The organism is Kitasatospora sp. MAA4, assembly GCF_029893355.1.
Taxonomy (GTDB): domain Bacteria; phylum Actinomycetota; class Actinomycetes; order Streptomycetales; family Streptomycetaceae; genus Kitasatospora.
This window is the reverse complement of record NZ_JARZAI010000001.1, coordinates 135,773-161,297: the sequence shown is the minus strand read 5'-3', so window position 1 is coordinate 161,297 and position 25,525 is coordinate 135,773. Positions and strand designations below refer to the sequence as shown.

The window sequence follows — 25,525 nt, the reverse complement described above, 5'->3', positions numbered from 1 at the left end:
GCCTCCTCACCGTGGCCCTCCCTGCCATCGCCCCCTATCCGATGCCGACCGCTGACAACCTCCCCGCCAACAAGGTGGACTGGCAAGTCGACCCGAGCCGAGCCGTGCTGCTCGTGCACGACCTGCAGAACTACTTCCTGGACGCCTTCACCGCCGGCGCCTCGCCGCTCACCGAACTCCTGGCCAACATCCGCTGGGTGAAGGACAGTTGCGAGCGGCTCGGCATCCCGGTCGTCTACTCCGCCCAGCCCGGCGGCCAGAACCCCGCCGAGCGGGGGCTTCAACTCGACTTCTGGGGAGCCGGGTTGCCCGACGACGAACGGGCCCGCTCGGTCGTCCCCGAACTCGCGCCGACCGACCACGACACGGTCCTGACGAAGTGGAAGTACAGCGCCTTCGTCCGCACCGACCTCGCCGAGCGGATGGCCGCACAGGGCCGCGACCAGCTGATCATCGTCGGCGTGTACGCGCACATCGGCGTACTGATGAGCGCCTGCGACGCCTGGATGCGGGACATTGCCCCCTTCCTGGTCGCCGACGCCGTCGCGGACTTCTCCGCCGAGGACCACGCCACGGCGCTGCGCTGGGCCGCGCAGAAGTGCGCCGTGGTCACCACCACCGACCGACTCACCGAGGAGCTCGCCGCATGAACCTGACCCTCCAGCAGCTGCGCACCGAGGTCGCCGCGATCCTCGGCGAGGACCCGGCGGACATCGCCGAGGACGAGGACCTCATCGAACTCGGCCTGGACTCCATCCGGTTGATGACCCTGGCCGAACGCTGGCACCGCGCCGGCCTCGAAACGAGCTTCGCCGAGCTCGCCGAACGGCCCACGATCGAGCAGTGGTGGGCCCTCCTGTCGCCCCCCGCACCCCACCCGTAATCCCCGCCGGCAGCGCGACCCGGGACCTGATCACCCCCGGGCCGCGGCCGACGGCCTACGGGCTACTGGGCGAGGTACCCGCCGTCGACCGGCAGGACCGCGCCGGTGATGAACGACGCCTCGGGTGAGGCCAGGAAGAGCACGGCCGCCGCGACCTCCGCCGGTTCGCCGAGCCGGGCCATCGGGTGCAGCTTCTCGATCGCCGCCAAGTACGCTGCGCCGCCGGGCTCCTGGGGCAGCCGCGCGACCCTCTCGGTGCGGATCGTGCCGGGGGCGACGGCGTTGACCCGGATGCCCCGGTCGGCCCACTCGACGGCGAGGTGCTTGGTCAGCCCGGAGGCGACGAACTTCGCGGGCCCGTACACCGCCTGCCCGCGCTGCCCAGCCTCGCCGGAGATGGACGAGATGCAGACGATCGAGCCCCTGCCACCGCCATCGCCGCTGTTCGCCGCCATCGCCTCGATCGCGTACTTGCAGGTGAGGAACATGCCCCGCCCGTCCACCGCCATGACCCGGTCGAAGTCCTCGCCGTCCGCCTCGGTGATCTCCCCCAGCGGGAGCACGCCCGCATTGGCCACCGCGATGTCCAGCCGCCCGTACCGCTCGACGGCGGCGTCGACCATCCGCCGTACGTCCGCCGCCTGCGAGACGTCGCCGACCACCGTCGTGGTCCCCGGCAGCTGCTCGGCGAGCCGGTCGAGCCCCGGTCCGTCGAGGTCGGTCGCAACGACGTGCGCGCCCTCGGCGCGGAAGCGGACGGCCACCGCCCGGCCGATCCCGCTGGCTGCGCCAGTTACCAGGCAGACCTGGTCACGGATAGTCGTGACTCCTCCCCGCCATAAATGACGGGGCTTCCTGTTACGCCGAGTTGGCGTCGCAGCGGACCAGCCCGGCCCGTAGAACGTTGATGGCGCCCACCGTGTCCGCGTGCGCCAAGTGACCACACCGTACGCAGTGGAATTTCGCCTGAGTGGTGCGGTTCTCCCCGCAGACATGCCCACATTCGGGGCAGGTCCGGGAGGTGTTGCGGGGGTCCACTACGATAATCGTCCGGCCGGCACTTTCAGCCTTGCCGGCAAGAATCTGGAGGAACACCCCCCAACCCGCATCCGATATCGACCTGTTCAACCCGCTCTTGGCCACCGCACCGTTGGGCAGAAACACACCAGGCTGCTCGGGGTCAGGCTTCGGCTTCGGAGCACGCACCATGTTGCTGATCGCCAGTTTCTCGTGCGCGATCAGATCGTGCTGACGGACCAGCGTGAGGGCCGTCCTGTGTGCGTGGTCGAGGCGTTGGCGGCGCACTGTGCCGTGCAGGGCAGCGACCTTCTCCACCGCCCGTCGGTGCTTCTTGGTGCGCTTGTCCCGGCGGACACGGGGGAAGGCGGAGAGCTGCCGCTGTGCTTCAGCGAGGGCCTCGGCATTCTCCCGGCCGAACCTGGGGTTGGCGACGAACTCCCCGTTGGAGTCGGCGAGGAAGTTGGCGATGCCCAGGTCAATGCCGACGACGGAGCCGGTCGGCGCGAGAGGCTCGGCCTTCGCCTGCTCGGCGGTCAGCACGACGAACCAGCGCCTGCCCTCGCGCTTCACGGACACGGTCTTGACCCTGCCGACCACCGGCCGGTGCTGGTTGACCTTGACGTGCCCGACACCTTGGAAGCGCACGCGGGTAGCGCGGCCGGGCAGCGAATCCCACCGGACACCGTCGCCGTCCTTCGGGAACTCCACGGTGTCGAACCAGTTCTGGCCCCGGAACCGGGGGTAGCCGGGGGTCCGGCCGGCCTTGACCCGGCTAAAGAACGCCTGGAACGCCTTGTCCAGGCGGCGCAAGGTGGCCTGCTGGCTGGAGAACGACCAGCGGCCCTGACGCTCGGGGTCGAACGCTCGGATCTCCTTGAGCTGCGCGGACTGCATCCCGTACTTGATGCTCGTCCTGGAGACATGCCGGTAGGCGTCGCGGCGCTCCTGCAAGGCCCCGTTGTAGAGGGAGCAGTGATCGCGGAGCATCTCGCCGAGGGCCTGGACCTGGCGGGTGGTGGGCCGCAGCAGGAACTTGTACGCACGGATCTGCGTGTCCAACGGGCCCACCTCCTCCAGGTCGATGTCATCAAGCTAGTACACGCCACTGACACTGAGCTACGGGGCTTCGCCCCTCCCTGCCAAGGACCCATTCCCTCCCGGCGTGAACGCCGGGATTCCCTGGGAGAAGAAGATGGCGGATGGTTGCCACCACCCAGCCCGCCCGAAACCACCCGATCAGGTGATGGTCCCACCGGCCGGGGAGTCGCCGGCGAAGCGGCCTTGACAGCTCCGGCAGCGAGTGACGTTCCGTCAGTTCTATTCCGCGGCAGCGACATGATGCGGTAGGCAGAGGCATGCAGTCGACGAGGGTGGATGAGCGGGTGCTCATCGCGGGTGCCGCTCTGCGTTTCGCACTCCTGGTGGTGCTGTTCGCCTCCACCAGCGTGACCGTGATGTCCGACAGCCTCTCTGCGCTGCGCCATTATCCGGACAGTAAGGCGATCGGCTGCACCCTGGCCGCAGGGATGAACTCCGACGGCAGCGCGAACCCGGGACCTGGTCTCCCCCAGGTCGCTGCCCCTTGCGGCGAGGGGCCGCTATCTTGTTGGTCGTGACGGGGGATTCGAGCGTGCTTGTGGGTGGCAGATACCGGCTGATCGAGCAGATCGGCCAGGGCGGGATGGGTCGGGTGTGGCGCGGCCACGACGAGTCCCTGGACCGCGAGGTGGCGGTCAAGGAGGTGCTGATTCCGCACGGACTGCCCGCACGGGAGCGCGCGGAACTGGCCGCCCGGACCGTGCAGGAGGCTCGCGCCGCCGGGCGTTTGCAGCACCCGGGAATCGTCACGGTCCATGACGTGGTCGACCATGGCGGGGCTCCGTGGATCGTGATGGAGCTGATCGCGGGCCCCTCGCTGGCCACGGTCGTCGCGCGCGAGGGCCGGCTCGGCTGGGAGCGGGTCGCCGCGATCGGGGCCCAAGTCTCCGACGCACTGGCCCACGCACACGCGGCGGGCATCGTGCACCGCGACCTCAAGCCGGACAACGTGCTACTGACGGGCGACCGAGTGGTGCTCACGGACTTCGGCATCGCCCGGGTACTCGACGCGACGACCAAGCTCACCGCCACGGGTGCCGTGATCGGCACCCCGCAGTTCATGGCTCCCGAGCAGTTGGAGGGGCGTGAGGTCGGCGCGGCGACCGACCTGTGGTCGCTGGGCGCCACGCTGTACGAGGCGGTGGAGGGCCGTCCGCCGTTCGAGGGCCCGACCCTGACGGCGGTGTGCGTCGCGATCCTGACGCAACCGGCGCCGACCGCCGAGCACGCCGGGCGGCTCGGTCCGGTGCTGGCGGCGCTGCTGACCAAGGCCGCCGAGGGGCGGCCGACCGCTGCGGCGACCGCCGAACAGCTGAGCGCCGTGGCCGGTGCGGGCATAGCCGAGGGATCAGGCGATGGCACCCTCCGGCTGCTGCACCGGGGTGCGGTGATGCCGCCCGCCGAGGTGCCCGGCGCGAGCGGGTCGACCCGGCGGGGACTGCTCATCGGCGGCGTCGCCGCCGCGCTGGCGGCTGTCGGGGGGACGGCGATCGCACTGAGCGGTGGCGGTGGCGGTGGCGCAAGCAAGTCCGGCACGGCGGGGGCAGGCGCCTCCCCCACCGCATCGGGCCTGCCGCTGGTATGTCGGCTGAGTGGCAACAACGAGGTCCTGACCGACGCGGCGTTCAGCGCGGACGCGACCATGGTCGCCGCGGTGGACCAGCAGCAGAACCTCTTCCTGTGGGACGTCGCGACGCAGGCGCTGAGGAAGGACTTCCAGAACAAGGGCTCCATTCCCCTGCAGTTCGCGTTCGACCCCAAGGGACGGTTCCTGGCGGTCGGCGGCAACGGCGTGGTGGGCCTGTGGGACCCGCAGACCCAGCAGTACAGCCAAACGATGCACGCGAGCGGGACCGACGGCTACCTCGCGGCGGATACCGGCCAGATCTTGGGAGTGGCAGTCAGCCTCGACGGCGAGACCGTCGCGGCGAGTATCAACGTCACCGGCAAGCCCGGCCGGATCCACTTCTGGAACTCGTTGATCGGGAGAGAGGTGAGCGCGATCGACGTGCTCCCCGCGAGTCAGGACAACTTCCTCCAGGGGCTCGCCTTCAGCCCGGACGGCAGGCTCATCGCGTGCGGGGACATGAAGGGTACGGTGCGGCTGTTCCAGCTGGGCGGCACGGCTGCGGGCACCCTCAGCACGGGGCCCGAAATTGTGAGGCACCTTCAGTTCTCGCCGGACAGCAAGACCCTGTTGACCGATACCGACACCGGGGTCGGGCTCTGGGACGTGGCCACCTGCAAGCTCACCTCCTCCTTCGACGGGGTGAGCTCCTGGGCACTCAGCCCGGACGGCAGGACCCTGGCCCTGCCGTCCGGCGGCGCGGCGTCAGGAGGTCATCTCTGGGACCTCGCGACCCGGCTGAAGACCGAAACCTTCGCCAGCCCGGCCGAGCAGGGCGTCCGCCAGGTATTCGCGTTCAGCCAGGACGGCACGCTGCTCACTGGCTTCGACGAGGACAACAAGCTCTGCGTCTGGCGGATCCAGTGAGCCGCGGCAGGTCGCGAAGGGGTGGGTGGCGCTGAGGTGTTCGGCAGTGCGCAGGACGCGGGCATGCTGGTCGGCGGCCGATATCGGCTGATCGAACTGGTCGGCCAGGGCGGGATGGGGCGCGTGTGGCGCGGCCACGACGAGGCTCTGGACCGGACGGTGGCGATCAAGGAGCTGCTGTGCCCCGACGGAACACCCGAGCAGGAGCGGCAGGAGCTGATCGGGCGGGCCATGCGCGAGGCTCGGGCCGCGGCCCGGCTGCAGCACCGGGGCGTGGTTCGGGTACACGACGTCGTCGAGCAGCGCGACGTGCCCTGGCTGGTCATGGAGTTCATCAGCGGCCGGTCACTGTCCGCGGTACTCGCGGCGGACGGCCCACTGGACTGGCGGCGAGTGGCCACGATCGGCGCCGAGGTGGTCGACGCGCTGGCCCACGCCCACGCGGCGGGTATCGTGCACCGCGACCTCAAGCCGGGCAACATCCTACTGACGGACCGTCGGGTGGTTCTCGCGGACTTCGGCATCGCCCGGGTGCTTGACGCAGCGACCCGGCTGACCAGCACGGGCACGATCCTCGGCACCCCGCAGTACATGCCGCCCGAGCAGCTGGCCGGCCACCCGGTCGGGTCGGCCGGCGACCTGTGGTCGCTGGGCGCGACGCTCTACGCGGCGGTCCAGGGCCAGTCACCGTTCGACCGACCGAGTCTGACGGAGGTGTGCGCCGCGATCCTCGACGAGCCTGCCCCGCCGGCCGAGCGGGCGGGGCCGCTGGCACCGCTGCTGGCGGCTCTGCTGACCAAACAGGCCGAGCTGCGCCCCGACTCGCGGACCGTCGCCGAGTGGCTGGGCGGGCTCGCCGCCGGTAGGGCACTCACAGTGCCGCCTCCGGGACCCGCCCGGGACCGGGTACCGACACCGACTCTGCGGTCGGGAGCGTCGCCGGACCCGCTCGACGCGACGCCACCGGACCATGCGACCCTGCGCCTGGCTCCCGCACCCTCGATCACCCCTCAGGTACCCGGTCGCGACACGGAACCGACGGTCGCGTCGGCCCCGCCCGCACGCTTCGGTCCGTCCCGGCGAGCGCTGCTCATCGGCGGCCTCGCCGTGCTCACCACCGGCGCCGCCGCCGGGTACGCGGTCTACCACGGCCGGCGACACTCCGGCCCGCGGCTGTGGCTGACTCTCACCGGACATCAGGGTCCAGTGGTCTCCGTCGCGTTCGGCTCCGACGGCAGCACGGTGGCCAGCGCGGGCGCCGACCGCACGGTGCGCCTGTGGAACCTGGCCGCGCAGGGCGCCTCGACCGTGCTCGCCCAGCAGCAGGGCGAGGTACGCGCCGTGGCGTTCGGGGCGGACAGCGGGCTGCTGGCCGGTGCACGGGACAGCACGGTGGTGGTGTGGGACATCCATTCGAAGCAGGAAACCGGCCGCCACAGCGCCCACACCAACGTGGTGACGTCCCTGGCCTTCAAGCCCGGTGGCGGCATCCTGGCCAGCGGCAGCACCGACCAGACCGTGCGGCTCTGGGACCTGAGCGCCCCGGACACCCCCCGGGTGCTGACGGGCGCTCAGGAGCCGGTGCTGATGCTGGCCTGCGACCGCGACGGCAGGATCGCGGCCGGCGGCGACGCCCAGAAGATCTACTTCTGGGACACCGCCGAGTCCTCCGCCACCCCTGACAGCACTCTCGCCGTCACTGTCTCACCCACGGCCCTGGCCTTCGCCGAGGACGGGAGCCGACTGCTGATCGGCAGCGCAGACGGCTGGGTGGCCGACCGGCGGCTCTCGGACGACGGCCCGGTGATGTCCCAGGCGCACTCCGCCGCAGTGACCTGCGTCGCGGCCAGTCCCAACAGCTCGGCCTTCGCCAGCGGGAGCAAGGACCGGACCATCGTGCTGCAGCACGACGACACCCAGAGCACCACCCTGACCGGCCACACCGACACCGTCAACTCGCTCGCTTTCAGCCCGGACGGCCGACATCTCGCCAGTGCGGGAGCGGACGGAACAGTCCGGATCTGGCAGCTGACCTGACAACGTCTCGGTGACTCAGTCGCTCTTGGCCTTGTTGGCTGCGGTGAACGCGTCATACATCGAGGGTTTCCGGTCCTCGATGTATCCGACCATCAGGCGCACCGCTTCACGAAGGCGAGCCTCGGTCTGATCCACCGGCTTCTCGGCGCCGACCTCGACAACTATCTGTGCGCCGCTCTCGGAGAAAGGGCGTGCGGCGACGACCCGGGTCCAGACGCCCTCGACGGGCTGCTCGAATGTCGACGCCAGTTCGTGTGAAATGCGACCCTCTAGAAGGAGAATTCCAAAACTGCTCGAGATTTCTTCCAGCTGACCCAGCCACGCCTTGAAGTCGTTAGTATCGAGCACCACCTCTCGGCTGTAGGAATGCACCACGTCGACACGAATGTCGACCTCGCGCACGGTGATGCCGTACCAGTCGACCGACCGCGTGACCGAAAGGTCCATGGAAGCCGAGAAGTAACCACCGTCGGCTTCACCATTCAGCAGCTTCTTGTAGGCACGACCTCGCTGATAGCTGTCGCCGGACGCCACGGACGCCGGATCCGGCGGCCTCGGATACCGCGACGCCTCGGACTCAAGGGTCGTCAGGAGACGGGTCCATCCACTGCCTGCGTCCGCACGCATATCTGCATACAGAAGACCTTTGAGCTCAGCAGGAATCGGCGCATCGTCGATCACCACCGGAATCAGACGAAGCCCCTCGTTGATCATCAGGTCCGTGGCGATATTCAGTTCGTACGTGAGCCAACTGGACTTCACCGAGGCTGCCGAGATGACGACAAGGACTACTTTTGCACTCCGCAGTCCCTCGGACACTTTACGGGGAAGCGGGTCCCCCAGAAGGAGCTCCTTCTCGTCGAGCCAGGTGTCGTATCCCGCCTCCCTGAGGGGAGCATCGAGCCCGCGGCGAACGAAGGGCTTGTCGACCGACGAGTGCGAGATGAAGATCTTCCCCAGCGCGGCCCTGCCCCAGAACTCGGTCAACGCGTCTCCAGATCGATCACTCCCACGGACTCACGCCGCCCCCGGTGGAAGCGAATGCTACCCAGTTGCCTCGATGCCACCCCCAGCGGGCGTCCGAAGTGTTCGCCGGGAGTTCCCTCCGCAGGACTGCCGGTCGCGACTACCAACGGGTAACGTGCGCTCTCGGCCTGCCGCCTCTCGGGGGTGGCCACCTGTCGTACTCCGTTCTCCGCCGGCGCCGTCAGGGGCTCTGGCGGTGTGTCAAAAGGGGGACACCCATGTCCGCGTTCAGTCGTCGCCGCTTCATCGGCGGCGCTTCGGCCACGGCCGCAGGTGCCGCGCTCTCGCTGGGTGGTGGGACGTTCGCGTCGGCCGCCGCTCGGGACGGCGCGGTGGCGGCCACTGCGGCGCGCGCGGTGGCGGTCGGCGGCACGACGTTGGAGCAGGTCGCGACTCCGGTCGGCAGCAGCGGCTACCGGCGGCTGCTGTCCGGGCCGGGCTGGCCGCTGGTGGTCCGCGGCGACCTGGCCGCCGCGCAGGCCGGCAGAGACGGCCGCCGCACCGGGCTGGCGAGCTTCGTCCAGTTCACCGACCTGCACCTGTGCGACACCGAGTCGCCGATGCGCTTCGAGTACCTGGCGCGCTGGCTCGACGCCGCGCACCGCCCGCAGGAGACGCTCACCGTGCGCGGCGCGTCGTCGATGATCGAGCGGGTGAACGAGGTGGCGGCCGGCCCGTACACCGGCCTGCCGTTCAGCCTGGTGATGGCCACCGGCGACAACACCGACAACCACGAGCAGCTCGAACTCGACTGGTACCTGACGGTGATGAGCGGTGGTCAGGTCACGCCCAACAGCGGTGACCCCAACCGGCCCGAGGGCGTGCAGAACTCCGGCAGCGCCGCCTACTGGAACCCGGAGAGCGCCTTCCAGGACAACTACAAGGCGGTCGGCTTCCCCCAGGTCCCCGGCTTCCTGAGCGCCGGCGGCAGCTCGTTCCGGGCCCCCGGGCTGAAGACGCCCTGGTACACCACGGTCGGAAACCACGACGACAGCATCGAGGGCACGCTGCCCGACCTCGGCCTGCTGAACTCGCTGTACACCGGCGACCGCAAGATCGAGGGCTGCGACGACGCGGACGCGGCGAAGCTGGCCGGCCTGCTGAAGAGCGACCCGGCCGCCGCCGTGCTGCTGCTCGGCAGGCTGCTGGAGGACGCCGACGCGGTCCGCGAGATCACCCCGGACGCCCGCCGCCAGCCGTTCACCACCAAGCAGTTCGCCCAGGCGCACCTCAACCCGGCCTACACCGGCGCCGGCCCCTACGGCCACGGCTTCACCTCGGACGCGGCCAACAGCGGCAACCTCTACTACACCTTCGAGATCGCGCCCGGTGTGCTCGGGATCAGCCTGGACACCACCAACGCGGCCGGTTTCGCCGACGGCTCGATCGGCACCGCGCAGCTGAACTGGCTGGAGCAGCAGCTGCGGGCCAACACCGACCACTGGTACGACACCAACGGAAACCTGGTGCGCGGCGGATCCAGCAGCCGCCTGGTGGTGCTGTTCAGCCACCACACCAGCACCACCATGGGCAACCTGCTGCTCGACCCGCGCCACTTCTTCGAGCTGCGGCACGACGGCAACGCCGTGGTCTCGCTGCTCCAGCGCTACCCGAACGTCGTAGCCTGGGTGAACGGCCACACCCACCAGAACCAGATCACCGCGCACGGCCACGCGGTGCCCGAGCGGGCGTTCTGGGAGATCAACACCGCCTCGCACATCGACTTCCCGCAGCACGCGCGGATCATCGAGGTCGCCGACAACGGCGACGGCACGCTCTCGCTCTTCACCACCCTGATCGAGTCCGCCGCCCCCTACGGCACGGCCTTCGACGACACCTCGGACGCGGGCCTGGCCTCGCTCTACCGCGAGCTCTCCTTCAACGACCCGTACGCCACCCCGGGCGCCAAGCTCGGCACCCCGCTGGACCACAACACCGAACTGCTGCTGGCCAAGCCCGGCCACTGACCGAAGCTCCCGGCATCTAGGCCCTTACAGGTCCTAGGTGCCGGAGGGAGCGGGCGCCCGGTCCGGGTAGAGGATGTGGGCGATCGCCGCGAAGAGCGGGGTGGCTGCGTCGGCCTCGCTGTCGTCCTGGTTGAGCTCCACCACGATCACCGCCGCCATCGACCGGTTCACCGTCGAGGGTCGGACCCCGCCCTTCGACCAGGCACTGGTCACGCTGATCGAGGCCGGCAACCCCGTCCCGATCGACCCGGCCACGGCAGGCCCGCGCCGCGACGAACTGCCGCTGGGCAGCGACGTCGTCGACTTCCCGACCTGACGAGGACGGGCTGGAGGCTCTGTCAGTAGAATCCCAGCTGTCCAGGGGGAGGGCGGGATTCGGCATGCGGATGCTGGGAACTGACGGCCCGACGCACGTGGGGCCGTTCCGGACGGTCGCGGTGCTCGGGCAGGGCGGCATGGGCCAGGTGCTGCTCGGGGTGGCGCCGGACGGACGGCTCGTGGCGGTCAAGCGGGTCCATGCCGATCTGGCGGAGGACCCCGGGTTCCGTTCGCGGTTCCGGCGGGAGGTGGACGCCTCGCGGCGGGTGTCCGGGGCGTACACCGCGCCGGTCGTGGACGCCGACCCGGAGGCCGCGACGCCGTGGCTCGCCTCGCTCTACCTGCCGGGACCCTCGCTGAGCGAGGCGTTGGACGCGGGCGGGGCGCTGCCCGAGCACGCCGTGCTGCTGCTCGCCGCCGGGCTCGCGCGGGCCCTGGAGGAGATCCACCGGGCGGGGGTCGTGCACCGCGACCTGAAGCCCTCGAACGTGCTCCTGACCGAGGACGGCGTACGCGTCGTCGACTTCGGGATCGCCCGCGCGGCCGACCACGACACGCAGCTGACCCGGACGGGCGCGGTGATCGGCTCGCCCGCGTTCATGTCGCCCGAGCAGGTTCGGGGCGAGGAGCCGGGCCCGGCGAGTGACGTGTTCTCCCTCGGAGTCACGCTCGTCACCGCCGCGACGGGCCGCAGCCCGTTCGCCGGCGACTCGCCGCTCGCGCTGATGCACGCCGTCGCGCACAGCCTGCCCGACCTGGGCCTCGTGCCGCCCGGGCTGCGCCGGATCGTCGAGCCCTGCCTGGCCAAGGAGCCGGGCGCGCGGCCGACCTCCGGTCAACTCCTGGCGCTGATAGGCCCGCCGGCACCGTCCGCGCGTCCCTGGCCGGAGACGGTGTACGCGCAGATCGCGCAGCGCCGGGCCTCGGCGGCCGGGTTCGCGGCAGCGCCGACCACGGTCGAGACACCGGCGCCGCCACCGCCGCCCAGGCGACGGCGGTGGCGGATCACCGCCCTCGTGGCGGGCTTGGCACTGGTGACGGCGGCGGCGGCGGTCCTGGCGATCGGACCGGCGAACGTGTACTACTCGTTCGTTCCCGAGCCCGTACCGACCCCCGGCACCACCCCGCTCTCCCAGGTCGCCGACAAGTACACCAAGACCGTCCCGACCTGCACGCAGGCGGGCAGCATCAAACCCCCGTCCGGCTTCGGGCCCCCCGAGGGCAACATCCCGGGCGTGAACCAGCAGGACGACGGCGACGGGCACACGCACCCGTCGAACTACTGCGTCTGGACCACCCGCTCCGGCGACGAGATCGACGTGTCCTGGGACCTCTACCTCTCCCGTCCGGGCGGTCCCACCGGCGCCGCCCTGGCGAAGGAGCGCTACGAGGGCTTCTACATCCGCGGTGAGACCTCGCGCGACTCCGGCCTCGGCTTCGCGCAGGAGGGCCTGTGGCTGTACGACTCCAGTGAAGGCGGCTGCGTGCTGTACTCCCGGAACGTCAACCTGTACGTGTTCGTCCAGGTCAAGGGCGTCCACTACCCGAAGAACGGCTGCGAGGACGCGACCAGGGACGTCGCCCGCCAGAGCTTCGCGGCGGTGGCGGCCCTGTGAACACCTCCGTGAACGCCTCGCAGCCGCTGCCGGAGAAGGCCGGACCGTACGTGCTGCTCGCCGAGCTCGGCCGGGGCGGCATGGGTCGGGTCCTGCTCGGTGTCGCACCGGACGGGCGGCCGGCGGCGGTGAAGCTCGTGCACGCCCGGCACGCGGCCGACGACGGCTTCCGCTCCCGCTTCCGGCGGGAGGTGGCGGCCTCGCGCAAGGTGTCCGGCGCGTACACGGCGGCCGTCCTGGACGCCGACGCGGACGCCGAACAGCCCTGGCTCGCCTCGGTGTTCGTGGCCGGTCCGTCGTTGGGAGCGGCCGTGGAGCGGGCGGGTGCGCTGCCGGAGGCGGCCCTGCACCGCCTGGCGGTCGGGCTGACCACAGCGCTGAGTGAGATCCATCGGGCCGGTCTGGTCCACCGCGACCTCAAGCCCGAGAACGTCCTGCTCGCCGAGGACGGCGCCCGGGTCATCGACTTCGGGATCGCCCGGGCGGCGGAGGGCGGGGACGCCACCGAACTCACCGGCACCGGCTGGGTGGTGGGTTCGCCCCCGTTCATGTCGCCCGAGCAGGCGGAGGGCCGGGAGCTGACCGGGGCGAGCGACGTGTTCTCGCTCGGTTCGGTGCTCGTCCTGGCGGCAACCGGGCGCAGCCCGTTCGCCGGCCCGTCCGCCCTCCAGACGCTCTACAACGTCGTCCACACCGCACCCGACCTGAGCGGTGTGCCACAGGCTCTGCACGCGATCGTCGCCCGCTGCCTGGCCAAGAACCCGGCCGACCGGCCCACACCGTCCCAACTGCTGTACCTCCTCGGCCCGGTGGCCCCGACGGCTCGGCCGTGGCCGCCCGCCGTACACGGCATGGTCGACGAGCGGCGGGCCCTCGCGGAGGACCTGCTCAGCGGCAGGGGCGAGCGGACACTCCTGCTGCGGGCCGCCGGCTCCCCCGCCGTGCCGACCGCCCTGGCCACCGTGCTCGACACCCCCGCCACGCCGCCCCGCCGCCGACGCGCCCTGACCTGGGCGGCGGCGGGAGCGGTGCTCGCGGCGGGCCTCGGCGTGGGCGGATACCTGCTGCTGCACAAGGACGGCGGCGGGCCGCCCGACGCGTACGTGACGATGCCGGCCTGCGCGCAGGCCGCGCCCACCCTGCCGTTGCAGGACCAGTGGAGGGCGGACAAGGACGTCGACATCGAGCAGGGGGACACCGCCAAGACCGCGTGCTTCTGGTACGGCAAGGACCGGCCCATGGCGGACGGCTGGAACTCCGCCGAGAGTGGGACCGTCGAGTGGAATCTGGACCGCTCGACCCCCGGCAAGAACGCCACCCGCACCGCGCAGCAGGACTTCGCCGCCGTGGGCAAGGGCGAGCACCGCGAGAGCGGCCTCGGCTTCGGCGACGAGGCGTTCTGGATGAACTACACCTCCGACACCTCGGCCTGCCAGCTCCACGTCCGCGCCGGCAACCTGGAGATCACGGTCTACCTGATGCGCGACGACTACCCCGACTGCGAGGCGCGGGCCAAGACCATCGCGAAGGACGCGCTGGCGGCCATGCCGCCGACAGCGAACTGACCTCGCCTCGGGCGGTTTCACAGCGGTCGGCGGCCGGTCACGGTCAGCAGGATGTCCTTGACGGGCAGCTCCACGACGCGGCCCGTCCCCAGCTGCCACCGCGCGTCGGTCGCCCGCAGCTGGAGGCCGGTGAGGTCGACGCCGAAGTAGGCGAGGGCGCGGGGGCGCGAGTGCGCGAGGACGGTGGCGATGCACTCGGGCGGGGCCGGGGGCAAACCGAGCGGTTCGGTGATGTCCAGGCCGTGGATCACGTCGTGGCTCAGTGCGCCGGCCGGGCCGCCGCCCGGCGGCTGCCAGGGGTGGCGGACGTTGTCGCGCAGCGCGGCGAGCAGTTCGCCGCTGGTCATCCGGGCGGCGTCGCGACGGGCGGCGGTGTCCGCGTACCGGCTGAAGGAGAAGCGGGCGGCGGCCAGTCCCGCCGCGAAGCGCGGCGCGCTGGTGCGGAAGGGCATCGTGATGTGGGCGACGACCTCGCGGACCCGCCAGCCTGCGCACAGGGACGGGGTGTCCCACTGCTGCTCGGTGAGGTCGGCCAGCAGCGCGGCGAGCCGCTCGCGCTCGGCGTGGGTCTGCGCCTGAAGCTGTTCGCTGTCCATGGGAAGGGTCTTCCTGTTCGCTGTTTCTGCCTGTCACTCCTCTTACGAGGCGGGAACCGCGAACTCATCGCTCCGGAACCGGCGGGAGTCCGAACTCGGCGAAACGCTCGCCGCAGCCGAGGAAGGTGACGATCTCGGCCACCCGGTTGCCGCGCAGCTCCAGCAGGAGCAGCGCGAAGGGCCGCAGCACGCCGTCCGGGTCCGGCCGGTACTGGCCGAGGGTGGGGCAGCCGTTGGCCGGCGCGCCCGGCAGGAGCCGGTCCGCGGCGCAGGCGTCGGCGCCGGCGGTCATGGCCGCGCCGATGCTGGCGGGGCCGGACAGCCACCAGGCGATCGGCGGCATGCCCAGGCGCACGTCGTCGGCGAGCAGTCCGATCAGCCGGTCGACGTCGTGCGCCTCGAAGGCGTCCACGTAGTCGCGCAGCAGCTCGCGCTGGGTGGCGTCCTCCGGGTCCGGCACGTCCGTCGGGGCGGGTCGGTGCTCCTGGAGGGTGGCGCGGGCCCGCTGCAACGCGCTGTTGGCGGCCGCGACCGAGGAGGCGAGGATCTGAGCGGCCTCCGCCGCGGAGAAACCCAGGACGTCGCGCAGCACCAGCACCGCGCGCTGCCGGGGCGGGAGCCACTGCAGGGCCGCGACGAAGGCCAGCCGGACCGACTCGCGGCGCACTGCGAGCTCGGCCGGGTCGGCGACGTGCGGCAGGCGCGAGTCCGCCATCGGCTCCACCCAGTGGGCGGGCCCCAGCGGCGTGCCCAGGACCCCGTCGGCGGCGGCGGGCCCGAAGTCCCACGGCAGCGCGCGGCGGCGGGCACCGCGCAGCAGGTCGAGGCAGACGTTGGTGGCGATGGTGTGCACCCAGGTGGACAGGCCGGCGCGGCTCGGGTCGTACCGGTCGAGGTGCCGGTAGGCGCGCAGCATGGTCTCCTGTACGGCGTCCTCCGCCTCGCCGACGGCGCCCAGCAGGCGGTAGCAGTACCCCGTCAGCGGGCCTCGGAGCGGTTCGAGGCCCGCCTCAACGGCCGTTGGTCCGGGCATGGCGTCCATCTGCCCATCATGCACGGCGTCCGTAACGGGCGAGCCGGGGACGAGCGGATATTCGCAGGCCGGCCGTCGGACCCACCCGCTACCGTGCGCAGCATGACGACGGGGATCGACTACGTGCGAGGGGATGCGACGACGCCGCTGGGCAAGGGGCCCAAGGTGATCGCGCATGTCTGCAACGACCTGGGCGGCTGGGGCAAGGGGTTCGTCCTGGCGCTCTCGCGGCGCTGGCCGGAGCCGGAGCCGGCCTACCGGCGCTGGCACCGCGAGCGGGCGGGCAACGACTTCGGCCTCGGCGCCGTACAGGTGGTCCAGGTCGAACGGCTGCTGTGGGTGGCCAACATGGTGGGCCAGCGCGGGATCCGCACGGGCAGCAAGGGCGTCCCCGTGCGCTACGAGGCTATCGACACCGCCCTGACCACCCTCGCCGAACGGGCCGCCGAGCTGGACGCGTCCGTCCACATGCCCCGCATCGGCTGCGGCCTGGCCGGCGGGCGCTGGGAACGCGTGGAACCCCTGGTCCGATCGCGCCTCACCGAGCAGGGCATCGCCGTGACCGTCTACGACCACGGCTGACGGCCTCGAGGTGCGGCCGTCAGCCGCGGCCGTCGGAGCGGCGCCGGGTGCTACTTCTCCACGGGGATGTCGTAGATGTGGTTCGGGGTGATGATGCTCGTGATCGCCTTGCCGAGGACGGTGCTCGGCTCGTTGCCCTGGTAGAAGACGTCGGTGTTGAGCAGCGCCACGACCGTCGCGTGCTCCTCCGGCAGGTAGATGGTGAGGCTCTCGTAGCCGGGCAGGGAACCGTTGTGGCCGATCCAGCCCTGGATGTTGAAGATCCCGAGCCCGTACCCCGCACCGGGGATGCCGGTGGGCAGGACGTTGAGGCGCTCGGCCTGGGTGGCCGGCGAGAGGAGGGTGCCGGTGGCGAGGTCCTTGGCCCAGTGCTTGAGGTCGTGCAGGTCGGAGATCATCGCGCCGGCCGACCAGGCCCAACTCGGGTTCCAGTGCGTGCTGTCCTCGATCTGGCCGCTGAGCGTCTGGTTGGTGTAGCCGTGGGCGTACGGCCGGGGGAGCTCGGGCCCGACGGGGAAGATGGTGCGCTCGAGGTGGCTGGGCTCGGTGACCCGCTGGTGGATGACGTCCCGCACGCTTCTGCCGGTCATCTTCTCGATCACCAGGCCGAGCAGGATGTAGTTGCTGTTGGAGTACTGGAACTGGGTACCCGGTTCGAACACGTTGTCGTGCTTGTAGCCGTAGGCGAGCAGTTCCTGCGGTGTGAAGACGTGGTTGGGGTCGCTGAGGAGCGCGTGGACGAAGTCGTCGTCCGCGCTGTACGAGAAGAGGCCGCTGCGCATGTCGAGCAGGTCGCGCAGCTTGATGCAGTCGCCGTTCGGGACTCCGTCGATGTACTTGGAGATCGGGTCGTCAAGGCCGACCAGGCCGTCGTCCACGAGCTCCAGCACGGCCGTGGCGGTGAACGTCTTGGTCTCACTGCCGATGCGCATGTTCAGGTTGTCGGTCATGGGCGCGCCGGTGGCCTTGTCGGCGACGCCGAACGCGCGGATGTAGCTGCCCTTGCCGGGAAGCCAGATGCCCACCTGCGCACCGGGGATGCCGGCCTCCTGCAGGACCTGCTGCACCGCCTGGTCGAGCTTGGCCCGCAGCTCCGGGCTCAGTCCGCCGGACGGGAAGTCGTGGTCGTCCCCGTCGGCCGCGGCCCGGACGCCGACGGGCGGCGCCGAGGCGTGGGCCGGAGCGACCGCCAGCGGCAGCAGCCCGGCGACGACGAGCGTCGCCGCCGCGAGCGTGCGGCCGGCCGCTGCCGAGCGCCGGGATGGGGAGGGTTTTCTCATGATCTGATGCCTTTCGTCTGTTCCGGTGACCTGCTGAGCCGATCGTCGGCGATGGCAGCCCTGCGCCACGCCTGACGGGGTGTGTGGTCCGGGTGAAATCGGATCGGCACCACCCGATCGGCCCTGCGTTCACCCCCGGCGAGGGCGTCGAATGTGCCGGGCGGGTCCTGGATGTCGCCGCATGTGTCCAGGCATGTCACAGCGGGGCAACAGGGGGTCGCGAGGATGAACGTGATCCGCCGGTCAACCCGTGTACAGGAACGTCGGACGAGGACAGCGCCGACCGCCAACGCCGATTCAGGGGGACCACACCATGTCAGCTCGCCGCCTTACCGCCAGTGCCGTCCTTGCCACCGCCGCCCTCACCCTGACGCTCAGTGCGTGCGGCCCCGACGGGACGACGGCGGCCGGCCAGACCTCGGCGTCACCGTCCGCCGCCGGCTCGCCCGCCGGCTCGGTCGCCGCCTCACCCGCGTCGCCCGGGGCGTCGGCAGGCAGCGGCGCGGGTGGCGGCGCCGGCGCGAAGCCGATCGCCGCCGGCACCCCGAGCCCCGCCCGCAGCACGGCCCGCCCCTCGGCCGGCGCGGCCAAGGGCGGCGGCGACACCTCCAGCGACGCGTACGCCTACGCGCACCCCTGCGCCGGGGAGCAGGTCAAGGTCACCGCCGGGTTCGACGCGCAGCTGGGCGGCACCAAGCGGCTGATCCAGGTCACCAACACCGGCTCCGCCGCCTGCGGCCTCAGCTTCTACCCGCTGGTGGCCATCGACAACAGCGCCACCATCGGCGCCGGCAGCGGCCCGGGCCCGGTGGAGACCGTGCAGCCGGCCGTGTCGACCAACCTCGGCGACGGGCAGGGCTACCCGCTCCAGGCCGGCAAGGTCGCCTACGCCGTGCTCGACCTCGACCCCAGCCACGCCACGGCCGGGGCCAGCCGGTTGTACAACGAGGTGTCGGTCATCGCCAGCACCAAGCTGCCGAATGCCTACACCGTCAGCACGGCGATCACCGAGCAGGGCGGCAGCCCGGGCAACCCGTACGTCAAGTCACCGTTCCTGGGCAGGTACTCGGACACCATCGCCGACGCCTCGGGCGACGCCACCCCCGGCCGGTAGTCGGTTCGGTTCAGGGGGTCTGGCCGTAGTAGCGCTCGATGTGGAGCTTGAGGACGATCCGGCGGTCGCGCACCATCGCGGCGCGGTAGTCGTCCCAGTCGGGGTGCTCGCCTCTGATGGTGCGGTAGAGGTCGATGAGCTCCTCGACGGTGGCGTCGTCCGGGGCCGCCGCGACGGGCGTGAGTTCGGCGGTGCCCTCGGCGACGGCCCAGGTCCAGAAGTCGCCGCTGGTCACGTGGAAGCTCGCGCGGGGATCGCGCCGCAGGTTCTTGGCCTTGGCGCGATCATCCGTGATGGACACCCGGATCAGTGATCGGGCTTCGTCGTAGGCGTAGTTGACGTTGGAGAGCTGCGGTCGCCCGTCGCGCTTGAGGGTCGCCAGAACGCCGCCCTGACGGGTGGCGAACAGGGCGCGGATCGCGGCGTCGTCGGCCATGGGGTCTCCTCTGCTGGTTGATCGTGACGAGTGGTCAGTTCACTTTAGGCAGCCCACCGCCCGAGGGGGCTGGCCGCCATCGCCCGCCGCGCCGGCTACGGGACCCCGTACGCCCTCTCGCACGCCTTCAGCCGCGAATTCGGCACCACCCCGGGGCAGTACCGGACGGCGGCCGCCGGCGTCAGGCCGTGACCTTGGCGATGAAGGCGGCCAGGTTCGCGGTGGTGCGCTGGATCTTCTCCTCCAGGGTGAGGGACTCGTGGAATCCGGTGCCGGCGCCGGTCTCCCGCTTGCCGCGCACGTAGAGCGAGCAGGCCAGGTCGTCGCAGATGTAGGCGCCCACCGAGTTGCCCTGCCGTCCGGCCGGGCCGGCTTTCGGGGCGACCAGGAGGGAGACGCCTCCGGTGTGGGTGGTCACACACAGCGAGCAGATGCTGCGGCGCGCCTGCCAGACGGCGGAGGCCGAGCGGCGCAGGGCGAGGCCCTGCGGGCGGCCGTCCAGTTCGGCCACGAGGTAGGCGCGGTCCGGGGCCTGGGGATCTCGCCAGCCGAGGAAGTCGAGGTCGTCCCAGGGTTGTTCGGACAGGTCGCGCGGCACGGAGAGGCGCTTCGCCTCGCCCTTGGTGCAGTTCACGAAGGCGGTACGGATCTCGTGCTCGGTCAGTGGCTTCATGATGCGGTAGGCTAATTTGCCTATAGGGTTTAGGCAAATACATTATTCCAGTAGCACGATGGGAGGACGGTCATGGCTCGCGTAGGACTGACCGCGGAACGCCTGACCCGGGCGGGGGCGGAGCTGGCCGACGAGGCCGGCTTCGACCAGGTGACCCTCTCGGCGCTCGCCAGGAGCTTCGACGTCAAGGTCGCCAGCCTGTACTCGCACGTCAGGAACTCCCACGACCTCAAGACCCGGATCACCCTGCTCGCCCTGGAGGAACTCGCCGACCGGGTCTCCGCCGCGGTGGCCGGGCGGGCCGGCCGGGACGCCCTGGCCGCGTTCGCCGACGCCTACCGCGACTACGCCCGCGAACACCCCGGCCGCTACGCCGCCACCCGGTTCGCCCTCGCCCCCGAGGTGGCGGCGGCCAGCGCCGGGGGGCGGCACGCGCAGCTGAGCCGGGCGATCCTGCGCGGCTACCACCTGCGCGAGCCGGACCAGACGCACGCCGTCCGCATGCTGGGCAGCGTGTTCCACGGCTACATCAGCCTGGAGGCGGCCGGAAGCTTCAGCCACACCGCCGTCGACTCGCAGGAGTCCTGGGACTGGACCATCGACTCGCTCGACGCCCTGCTGCGGACCTGGACCACCGACACCACAACAGCTGACCGGACTGGACGATGAGCACGATGAGCACGACGAGCACGACGAGCACCGAGAACACCTGGATCACCACCCCCGTCACCGCCGACCTGCTGCGCGGCCACCTCGACGTGGAACACACCGCCCACGGCCTGCTGCCGCACCGGCTGCCCGGGTGGGCGCGCCGTCAGCTCCCCGACGAGCAGTTCGCCGTGGTCGAGTCCCAGCCCTCCGGCGTGCGGCTGGCCTTCCGCACCCGGGCCACCACCGTCGAGCTGGACGCGCTGCCCACCAAGCGGGCCTACCAGGGGCTGCCGTACCCGTCGGTGGACGGCGTCTACGAGCTCCTCGTCGACGGTCGCCCGGCCGGCCGGGCGACGGTGAGCGGTGGCAGGCTCCGCACGGTCGACGTGGCCACCGGCCGCGTCGAGCTGGAGGAGGGCCCGCCCGGCACCGCGCGGTTCACCGGTCTCCCCCCGCACGACAAGGACGTCGAGATCTGGCTGCCCCACAACGAGACGACCGAGCTGGTCGCCCTGCGCACCGACGCGCCCCTGACGCCCGCACGGCCGACCGGTCGCAGGCTGTGGATGCACCACGGCAGCTCGATCAGCCACGGCTCCAACGCCGGTTCGCCGACCGCCATCTGGCCCGCCCTGGCGGCCGCCCGAGGCGGCGTCGACCTGGTCAACCTGGGCTTCGGCGGCAGCGCGGTGCTCGACCCGTTCACCGCCCGCGCCATGCGCGACGCCCCCGCGGACCTGATCAGCCTCAAGATCGGGATCAACATCGTCAACACCGACGCGATGCGGCTGCGCGCCTTCGCCCCGGCGGTCCACGGCTTCCTCGACACCATCCGCGAGGGGCACCCGAGCACGCCGCTGCTGGTCGTCTCCCCCGTCCTCTGCCCGGTCCACGAGGACACCCCCGGCCCGCTCGCACCCGACCTGAGCAGCGGGACCCTGCGGTTCCGCGCCACCGGCGACCCCGCCGAACGCGCGGCCGGGCGCCTGACCCTCACCGTCATCCGCGCGGAGCTCGCCCGGATCGTCGCCGAGCGCGCGGCCGACGACCCGAACCTCCACCACCTCGACGGCCGCTCGCTCTACGGCACCTCCGACTACGACGAACTGCCGCTCCCCGACGAGATCCACCCCGACCCAGCAGGACACCGCCGGATCGCCGAGAACTTCGCCCGCCTGGCCTTCGCCGCCGACGGCCCGTTCGCCGGCTGAGCGAGCCTGTCAGGCGCGCATGGCCGCGCCGATCGCCGCGGCCACCTCGGGGAGGTCCCAGTAGGCGGAGTGCGTCCACAGTCCGGCGCTGGCGGTGTGGTTGATCGGGACGTCGAGCGGGGTGGTGCCGTCGTGCAGGCGGAAGACTCCGGCGGCGACGAAGGCGAGGACGTCCATCGGCTCCCAGAGGTTCGTCCACCGGCCGAGCGAGGGCGGCAGGGCCACCGGGTCGGTGCCCCGGTGGGGAAGCAGTTGGCCGCCGCGCGGATCGCACAGGTGGAAGTAGGCCGACTGGGAGCCGAAGGTCAGCAGCGAGCGGGTCCACAGCGGGGTCGCGGCGGTGGCCAGGTCGACGGCGATCACGCCGCCGAGGCTGTGCGCGACCACGCGGACCGGACGGTCGGCGGTGCGTCCGAGCGCCGGGTCGATCGCGTCGACGGCGTCGCGGACCCGGGCGTGGATCGCCGCGCGGTGGCGCTGGTAGACCAGCACGTCCCCGAGGAAGCGCGAGATGCCCGCGCCGAAACGGGTGCGCACGGCCTGGTTGAACCGGCCCGCCACCGCCTGGATCGCGGCGCCCGCGACCCGGTCCAGCTCCACCAGGCGCCGGCGGACGACGGGGGCCAGGCCGCGCGAGCGCCCGGGGGACTCCCGCAGGCCGTAGCGGTCCTGGTCGGCGTCCTCGCCCGGGACCGCCTCCAGCACGCTGCGGGCCAGCGCGTCGCCGGCCTCCCGCAGCAGGCCGGGGTCGTCGGTGATGCTGAGCCACCGGGTCTGCGGCCAGGCGTCCTCCAGTGCGTCGAGCACCTCGTCCAGCTCCGGCCCCTTCGTACCGCCGCCGCGCAGCGTGTCGCGCTCCTCGTCCGCCGCGTCCAGCTCCCGGCGCAACGCCTCGCGCACCAGGGCGAGGCCGTCGTGGCGGACGGAGGACGCGCCGGCGAACAGCGCGCGGGCGTCGGGCGCTGCGTTGGGCGCTGCCGACGCGGATCCGTCGCGCAGCCCGCTGCCGTCCGGGGCCGGGCCGCTCGGTACCTGCGGCGGTATGGCGAGATCGACGAAGCGGTCGTCGGCGCCCAGGTCACCCCAGTACACCGGAACCATCTCCAGCCCTGTCGCGGCCTCCAGGACGGCGACGGTGGCGGCGAAACCCTCGGGGTCGCGGTTGCCGACGCCGTGGATGACGAAGACCGGGTCCGCAGTCAATGACTTCTCCTGACTCAGTGGTGGGGTGCGGTGTCGGCCAGCGCTCCGGGACTGCCGTACACGGCATAGGCCAGCCAGGTGGGGTCGCCGTCCAGGTCGCGGATCTCCTGACGCGCGCTCAGCGACGCCAGGCCGAGCGGCTTTCGCGCGGTGAACAACTGCTGGTAGAACCGGTCGGCGAAGGCCAGCGCGGTGGAGTCGCGCACCGGCCACAGCGTGCCGACGAACGCACCGGCACCGGCCTGAAGGAACTGGTTGGCCCAGCCCAGGCTTGAGCTGAACCAGTCGATCTCCCCCGCGCTTCGGCACGCGTTGAAGAACACCAGCGGACGGCTCGCGCGCAGCGTCCGGCGCTGGGCCGCGTACGCGAGGTCGAGCGGGTCGAAGACACCGTCCGCCATGGCCACGGACGATCCGGCGCTGGTGAAGGCGTTGTGGCAGGCGAAGTGCAGCACCCCGGCGTGGCCCTGCTCGATCAGCTCGGTCAGCGCGCTGCGGTCGGTGAACAGGCCGTGCTCGGTCACATCGACGCCGAGCCGGCTGCTCAGCGCCCGCACCTCGCGCGCGGCCTCCGGCGGGGAGCCGGGCGGAACGACGAACGCCGCACCGGGCAACGCGAGGTGGCGCACCCGGTCCTGGCCGTGCACCCGGCGCACCACCGGCAGCCATTCGGCCAGGAACCCCCGGTCGTCCGAGCCCTCGTTCAGCGGGTAGAGCAACTCCCAAGGGATCGCGTCATGTTCTCCGAGCACGGTGAACGAGGTGATCTGCCCGGCCTGCTCCCAGAACTGCCGCTGCACCGCCTCGGGCACCGAGGAAGTCCACAGCTGCACACCGAGGTTGCGAAGCCGCCGGCGCTTCTGGCCGATCTCCCCGAACGAGTCGCCGGCCGCGGCCGCTCGCGCGGTCGCCCTGAGCTCGTGGTAGATCTGCTCGGACGCCCGGTGCGGGTCGCCGGCGCGGAAGCGCAGGGTCTCCGGGGCGTACCAGGTGTCGCTGATGAGCTGGAAGCTGTACGTGCCGGCGACCTCGTCCTTCAGGACCTGGAGGGTGACCTCTCCCGGGTCGACGGCCAGGGTCTCCAGCGGGGCCGAGCGCAGCGGGCCGCTCGCGGTCGGGCCGCCCTCCTCGACCGAGATCTGGCAGCGGAGTTCGCCGAGGAAGGTACCGGCCCGAAAGGCCCGGACGGTCACCAGGTGCAGCCCGGGGGCGCCGGTCCGCAGACCGAAGCAGAGCACGTCCGAGTCGCGCCCGGGCAGCACCGTCAGCTCCTGCTGAAGGTCGCCCAGCGCGACAAGTCCCGGAGCGGAGACGGCAATCGTCAGGCGCGCGCCGGAGGCGGGCGGCGTGAAGGCGCGCAGCGCCGCGCCCAGCCCGGACCCGCGCGCGACCTGGACCTGTAGCGGCACCTCCCGGCCCGGGGCCGCGCGTTCGGCGAGCTCCACGACGAGCTGGTGCGGCTCCGCGGACTCGACGGGCTCCGCGAACCCGATGGGCTCCGCAGACCCGACGGGCTCCGCGGCAGCGGCCTGCGGCGGCACCACGCCGCCCAGCGGCTGCGGGTGTCCGTACGTCGTCGAGCCGATCAGCTGCGGCTGTTGCAGGATCGGCTGTGGCGGCTGCGGGACCGGCTGGTAGTCGTACCCGCACTCCTCGCAGTACCGCCCCCGCTGCGGAGCCCCGCAGATCGGGCAGACGGGCTGCGCCTCGGCCTCGACCTCGTCGAACTCCACAATGCTGAGGCGTTCCAGGTCCGCGTAGCCGTTCGCGCGGAGCCAGTCCCGGACGGCGGCGACGCTGCGGACACCGCTCGGGCCGGGGGCGGCGGCGATGACCACGCGGTCGGCGAGGTCCAGCACCTCGCGCACACTGCGCTGCACCAACTCGGTTCCCGCGTCGGCCGGGAGCGCCCTGAGCACGACGGTACTGGTCCTGCCGACGCTCCCGTCGAGGCCGATCACCGCGATCATCTGCACTCCACCCCTTGGCCGTTCATCATGCCACGTTCAAACCACCGCCGCTCCGGCCGGAGTTCTGCGCGGGCATACGAACCATCACTCGTGTGAGTGATACCGCTGGGCGAGTCCGCGCGGAAGCATGGACGGCATGAACTCCATCGCCTCCCGTGCTCTTTCGGTCCTCGGCCTCGCAGTTCTCAGCCTCTCCGCCGTCAGCGCGCCCGCCTCGGCCGCGCCGAGTGCGGTCCGCGCGCCCGGCGCGACCCTCGTCTCCGCCAGCTTCTCGATTCACATGGACGTCGACCAGAAGGACCGCGACACCACCGTCACCGTCACGGTCCGCGACGTCTTCGGCACCACCGCGGCCCGGGTCTCCTCGACCTACGGGAAGTGGGACCAGTACAGCGACCAGGGGCCGTTCCAGATCCCGGTGCTCAACCACCCCGCCTACGAGAACGTCCGCGGCGCGACCGCCACCCTGCGGATCGACCCGCACGGGAACAACCACATCGAGCCCAACTTCTACGTCGACCTGCTCTTCAGCGACAACACCCACCTCTCCGCCGACTGCCCCCAACTCGACCTGGACCAGGAGTCCCGGCAGATCTCCTGCGGCATCGGCTGACCTCGGGCGGGAGCATGGCATGTTCCCGCCATGTCGTGTTCCGGCATGACCCTCGCTCTTCTCAACTCCCTTCGGGGAGGCAGACGCTGGCTGCCAAGCACGGAGTGTGGAGCACCCCCAGGCTGATCCCCCGCTCCGT

23 protein-coding genes and 1 pseudogene are annotated in these 25,525 nt (G+C 71.6%); 14 read left to right on the top strand and 10 right to left on the bottom strand.

What is annotated here, in order from left to right; all coding sequences use genetic code 11:
- The first annotated feature begins 11 nt into the window (after positions 1-11).
- Together P3T37_RS00745 and P3T37_RS00740 are read left to right on the top strand one after the other, a co-directional pair.
- Positions 12-650: an isochorismatase family protein gene (locus P3T37_RS00745; RefSeq protein ID WP_280721374.1), complete on the top strand. Its 639-nt coding sequence runs from the start codon at positions 12-14 to the stop codon at positions 648-650.
- Positions 647-883, top strand: coding sequence for a phosphopantetheine-binding protein (locus tag P3T37_RS00740; protein WP_280721373.1), 237 nt, complete (start codon positions 647-649; stop codon positions 881-883). Before P3T37_RS00745 ends, P3T37_RS00740 begins: the two co-directional genes overlap by 4 nt.
- Positions 884-945: 62 nt before the next feature.
- On the opposite strand, the gene P3T37_RS00735 is transcribed toward P3T37_RS00740, so the two are convergent.
- Together P3T37_RS00735 and P3T37_RS00730 are read right to left on the bottom strand one after the other, a co-directional pair.
- Positions 946-1,701 carry an SDR family NAD(P)-dependent oxidoreductase gene (locus P3T37_RS00735; RefSeq protein WP_280721678.1) on the bottom strand — a complete coding sequence of 252 codons (756 nt, stop codon included), beginning with the start codon at positions 1,699-1,701 and terminating at the stop codon, positions 946-948.
- Positions 1,702-1,741: 40 nt separating this feature from the next.
- Positions 1,742-2,962: a transposase gene (locus tag P3T37_RS00730; protein ID WP_280721372.1), complete on the bottom strand. Its 1,221-nt coding sequence runs from the start codon at positions 2,960-2,962 to the stop codon at positions 1,742-1,744.
- A gap of 553 nt (positions 2,963-3,515) precedes the next feature.
- Here P3T37_RS00730 and P3T37_RS00725 point away from each other — a divergent pair.
- The gene (locus P3T37_RS00725) at positions 3,516-5,495 is read left to right on the top strand and encodes a serine/threonine-protein kinase (protein WP_280721371.1); all 1,980 of its coding nucleotides are present in this window, start codon (positions 3,516-3,518) and stop codon (positions 5,493-5,495) included.
- Between the two features lie 21 nt (positions 5,496-5,516).
- On the top strand, positions 5,517-7,532 hold the full coding sequence (locus P3T37_RS00720) for a serine/threonine-protein kinase (protein ID WP_280721370.1): 2,016 nt from the start codon (positions 5,517-5,519) through the stop codon (positions 7,530-7,532).
- A gap of 15 nt (positions 7,533-7,547) precedes the next feature.
- Here the strand turns inward: P3T37_RS00720 and P3T37_RS00715 are convergent, their stop codons facing one another.
- The gene (locus P3T37_RS00715; RefSeq protein WP_280721369.1) at positions 7,548-8,519 is read right to left on the bottom strand and encodes a toll/interleukin-1 receptor domain-containing protein; all 972 of its coding nucleotides are present in this window, start codon (positions 8,517-8,519) and stop codon (positions 7,548-7,550) included.
- Positions 8,520-8,776: 257 nt separating this feature from the next.
- On the opposite strand from P3T37_RS00715, the gene P3T37_RS00710 reads away from it, so the two are divergent.
- The 4 genes from P3T37_RS00710 to P3T37_RS00695 all read left to right on the top strand — a co-directional run bounded on the left by P3T37_RS00710 (position 8,777) and on the right by P3T37_RS00695 (position 14,024).
- Positions 8,777-10,525 (top strand): TIGR03767 family metallophosphoesterase, encoded by a 1,749-nt coding sequence (locus tag P3T37_RS00710; protein ID WP_280721368.1) that lies wholly within the window; start codon positions 8,777-8,779, stop codon positions 10,523-10,525.
- Positions 10,526-10,655: 130 nt separating this feature from the next.
- On the top strand, positions 10,656-10,841 hold the full coding sequence (locus P3T37_RS00705) for a hypothetical protein (RefSeq protein WP_280721367.1): 186 nt from the start codon (positions 10,656-10,658) through the stop codon (positions 10,839-10,841).
- Between the two features lie 70 nt (positions 10,842-10,911).
- Positions 10,912-12,459: a serine/threonine-protein kinase gene (locus P3T37_RS00700; RefSeq protein ID WP_280721366.1), complete on the top strand. Its 1,548-nt coding sequence runs from the start codon at positions 10,912-10,914 to the stop codon at positions 12,457-12,459.
- Positions 12,456-14,024 (top strand): serine/threonine-protein kinase, encoded by a 1,569-nt coding sequence (locus tag P3T37_RS00695; protein WP_280721365.1) that lies wholly within the window; start codon positions 12,456-12,458, stop codon positions 14,022-14,024. The genes P3T37_RS00700 and P3T37_RS00695 overlap by 4 nt, the downstream gene beginning before the upstream one ends.
- A gap of 17 nt (positions 14,025-14,041) precedes the next feature.
- On the opposite strand, the gene P3T37_RS00690 is transcribed toward P3T37_RS00695, so the two are convergent.
- Together P3T37_RS00690 and P3T37_RS00685 are read right to left on the bottom strand one after the other, a co-directional pair.
- Positions 14,042-14,620 carry a maleylpyruvate isomerase family mycothiol-dependent enzyme gene (locus P3T37_RS00690; RefSeq protein ID WP_280721364.1) on the bottom strand — a complete coding sequence of 193 codons (579 nt, stop codon included), beginning with the start codon at positions 14,618-14,620 and terminating at the stop codon, positions 14,042-14,044.
- A 64-nt stretch (positions 14,621-14,684) separates the two neighbouring features.
- Positions 14,685-15,830 (bottom strand): RNA polymerase subunit sigma-70, encoded by a 1,146-nt coding sequence (locus tag P3T37_RS00685; protein WP_280721363.1) that lies wholly within the window; start codon positions 15,828-15,830, stop codon positions 14,685-14,687.
- Between P3T37_RS00685 and P3T37_RS00680 the strand changes: the two genes are divergently transcribed.
- On the top strand, positions 15,756-16,235 hold the full coding sequence (locus tag P3T37_RS00680) for a macro domain-containing protein (protein ID WP_280721362.1): 480 nt from the start codon (positions 15,756-15,758) through the stop codon (positions 16,233-16,235). The genes P3T37_RS00685 and P3T37_RS00680 overlap by 75 nt on opposite strands.
- A gap of 50 nt (positions 16,236-16,285) precedes the next feature.
- Here P3T37_RS00680 and P3T37_RS00675 read toward each other — a convergent pair whose 3' ends face one another.
- Complete coding sequence (locus P3T37_RS00675) at positions 16,286-17,515, bottom strand: serine hydrolase domain-containing protein (protein WP_280721361.1); 1,230 nt, start codon at positions 17,513-17,515, stop codon at positions 16,286-16,288.
- Positions 17,516-17,828: 313 nt separating this feature from the next.
- Between P3T37_RS00675 and P3T37_RS00670 the strand changes: the two genes are divergently transcribed.
- Positions 17,829-18,629, top strand: a complete 801-nt coding sequence (locus P3T37_RS00670; RefSeq protein WP_280721360.1) for a DUF4232 domain-containing protein — start codon at positions 17,829-17,831, stop codon at positions 18,627-18,629.
- A 10-nt stretch (positions 18,630-18,639) separates the two neighbouring features.
- On the opposite strand, the gene P3T37_RS00665 is transcribed toward P3T37_RS00670, so the two are convergent.
- Positions 18,640-19,065, bottom strand: a complete 426-nt coding sequence (locus P3T37_RS00665) for a PPOX class F420-dependent oxidoreductase (RefSeq protein ID WP_280721359.1) — start codon at positions 19,063-19,065, stop codon at positions 18,640-18,642.
- A gap of 69 nt (positions 19,066-19,134) precedes the next feature.
- Here P3T37_RS00665 and P3T37_RS00660 point away from each other — a divergent pair.
- Positions 19,135-19,257: pseudogene (locus P3T37_RS00660) on the top strand (AraC family transcriptional regulator); the annotation flags it as partial.
- Here P3T37_RS00660 and P3T37_RS00655 read toward each other — a convergent pair.
- Entirely contained in the window at positions 19,247-19,738 is a 492-nt protein-coding gene (locus tag P3T37_RS00655) for an FBP domain-containing protein (protein ID WP_280721358.1), read from the bottom strand. The pseudogene P3T37_RS00660 and the gene P3T37_RS00655 sit on opposite strands and share 11 nt — an antisense overlap.
- A 72-nt stretch (positions 19,739-19,810) precedes the next feature.
- Here P3T37_RS00655 and P3T37_RS00650 point away from each other — a divergent pair, with 72 nt between their 5' ends.
- Positions 19,811-20,407 (top strand): TetR/AcrR family transcriptional regulator, encoded by a 597-nt coding sequence (locus P3T37_RS00650; RefSeq protein WP_280721357.1) that lies wholly within the window; start codon positions 19,811-19,813, stop codon positions 20,405-20,407.
- Between the two features lie 5 nt (positions 20,408-20,412).
- Positions 20,413-21,600, top strand: coding sequence for a GDSL-type esterase/lipase family protein (locus tag P3T37_RS00645; protein ID WP_280721356.1), 1,188 nt, complete (start codon positions 20,413-20,415; stop codon positions 21,598-21,600).
- Positions 21,601-21,609: 9 nt separating this feature from the next.
- On the opposite strand, the gene P3T37_RS00640 is transcribed toward P3T37_RS00645, so the two are convergent.
- Entirely contained in the window at positions 21,610-22,803 is a 1,194-nt protein-coding gene (locus tag P3T37_RS00640) for a hypothetical protein (RefSeq protein ID WP_280721355.1), read from the bottom strand.
- A 14-nt stretch (positions 22,804-22,817) separates the two neighbouring features.
- Positions 22,818-24,773: a CHAT domain-containing protein gene (locus P3T37_RS00635; RefSeq protein ID WP_280721354.1), complete on the bottom strand. Its 1,956-nt coding sequence runs from the start codon at positions 24,771-24,773 to the stop codon at positions 22,818-22,820.
- A 136-nt stretch (positions 24,774-24,909) separates the two neighbouring features.
- Here P3T37_RS00635 and P3T37_RS00630 point away from each other — a divergent pair, with 136 nt between their 5' ends.
- The gene (locus P3T37_RS00630) at positions 24,910-25,386 is read left to right on the top strand and encodes a hypothetical protein (RefSeq protein ID WP_280721353.1); all 477 of its coding nucleotides are present in this window, start codon (positions 24,910-24,912) and stop codon (positions 25,384-25,386) included.
- The last annotated feature ends 139 nt before the right edge of the window (positions 25,387-25,525 follow it).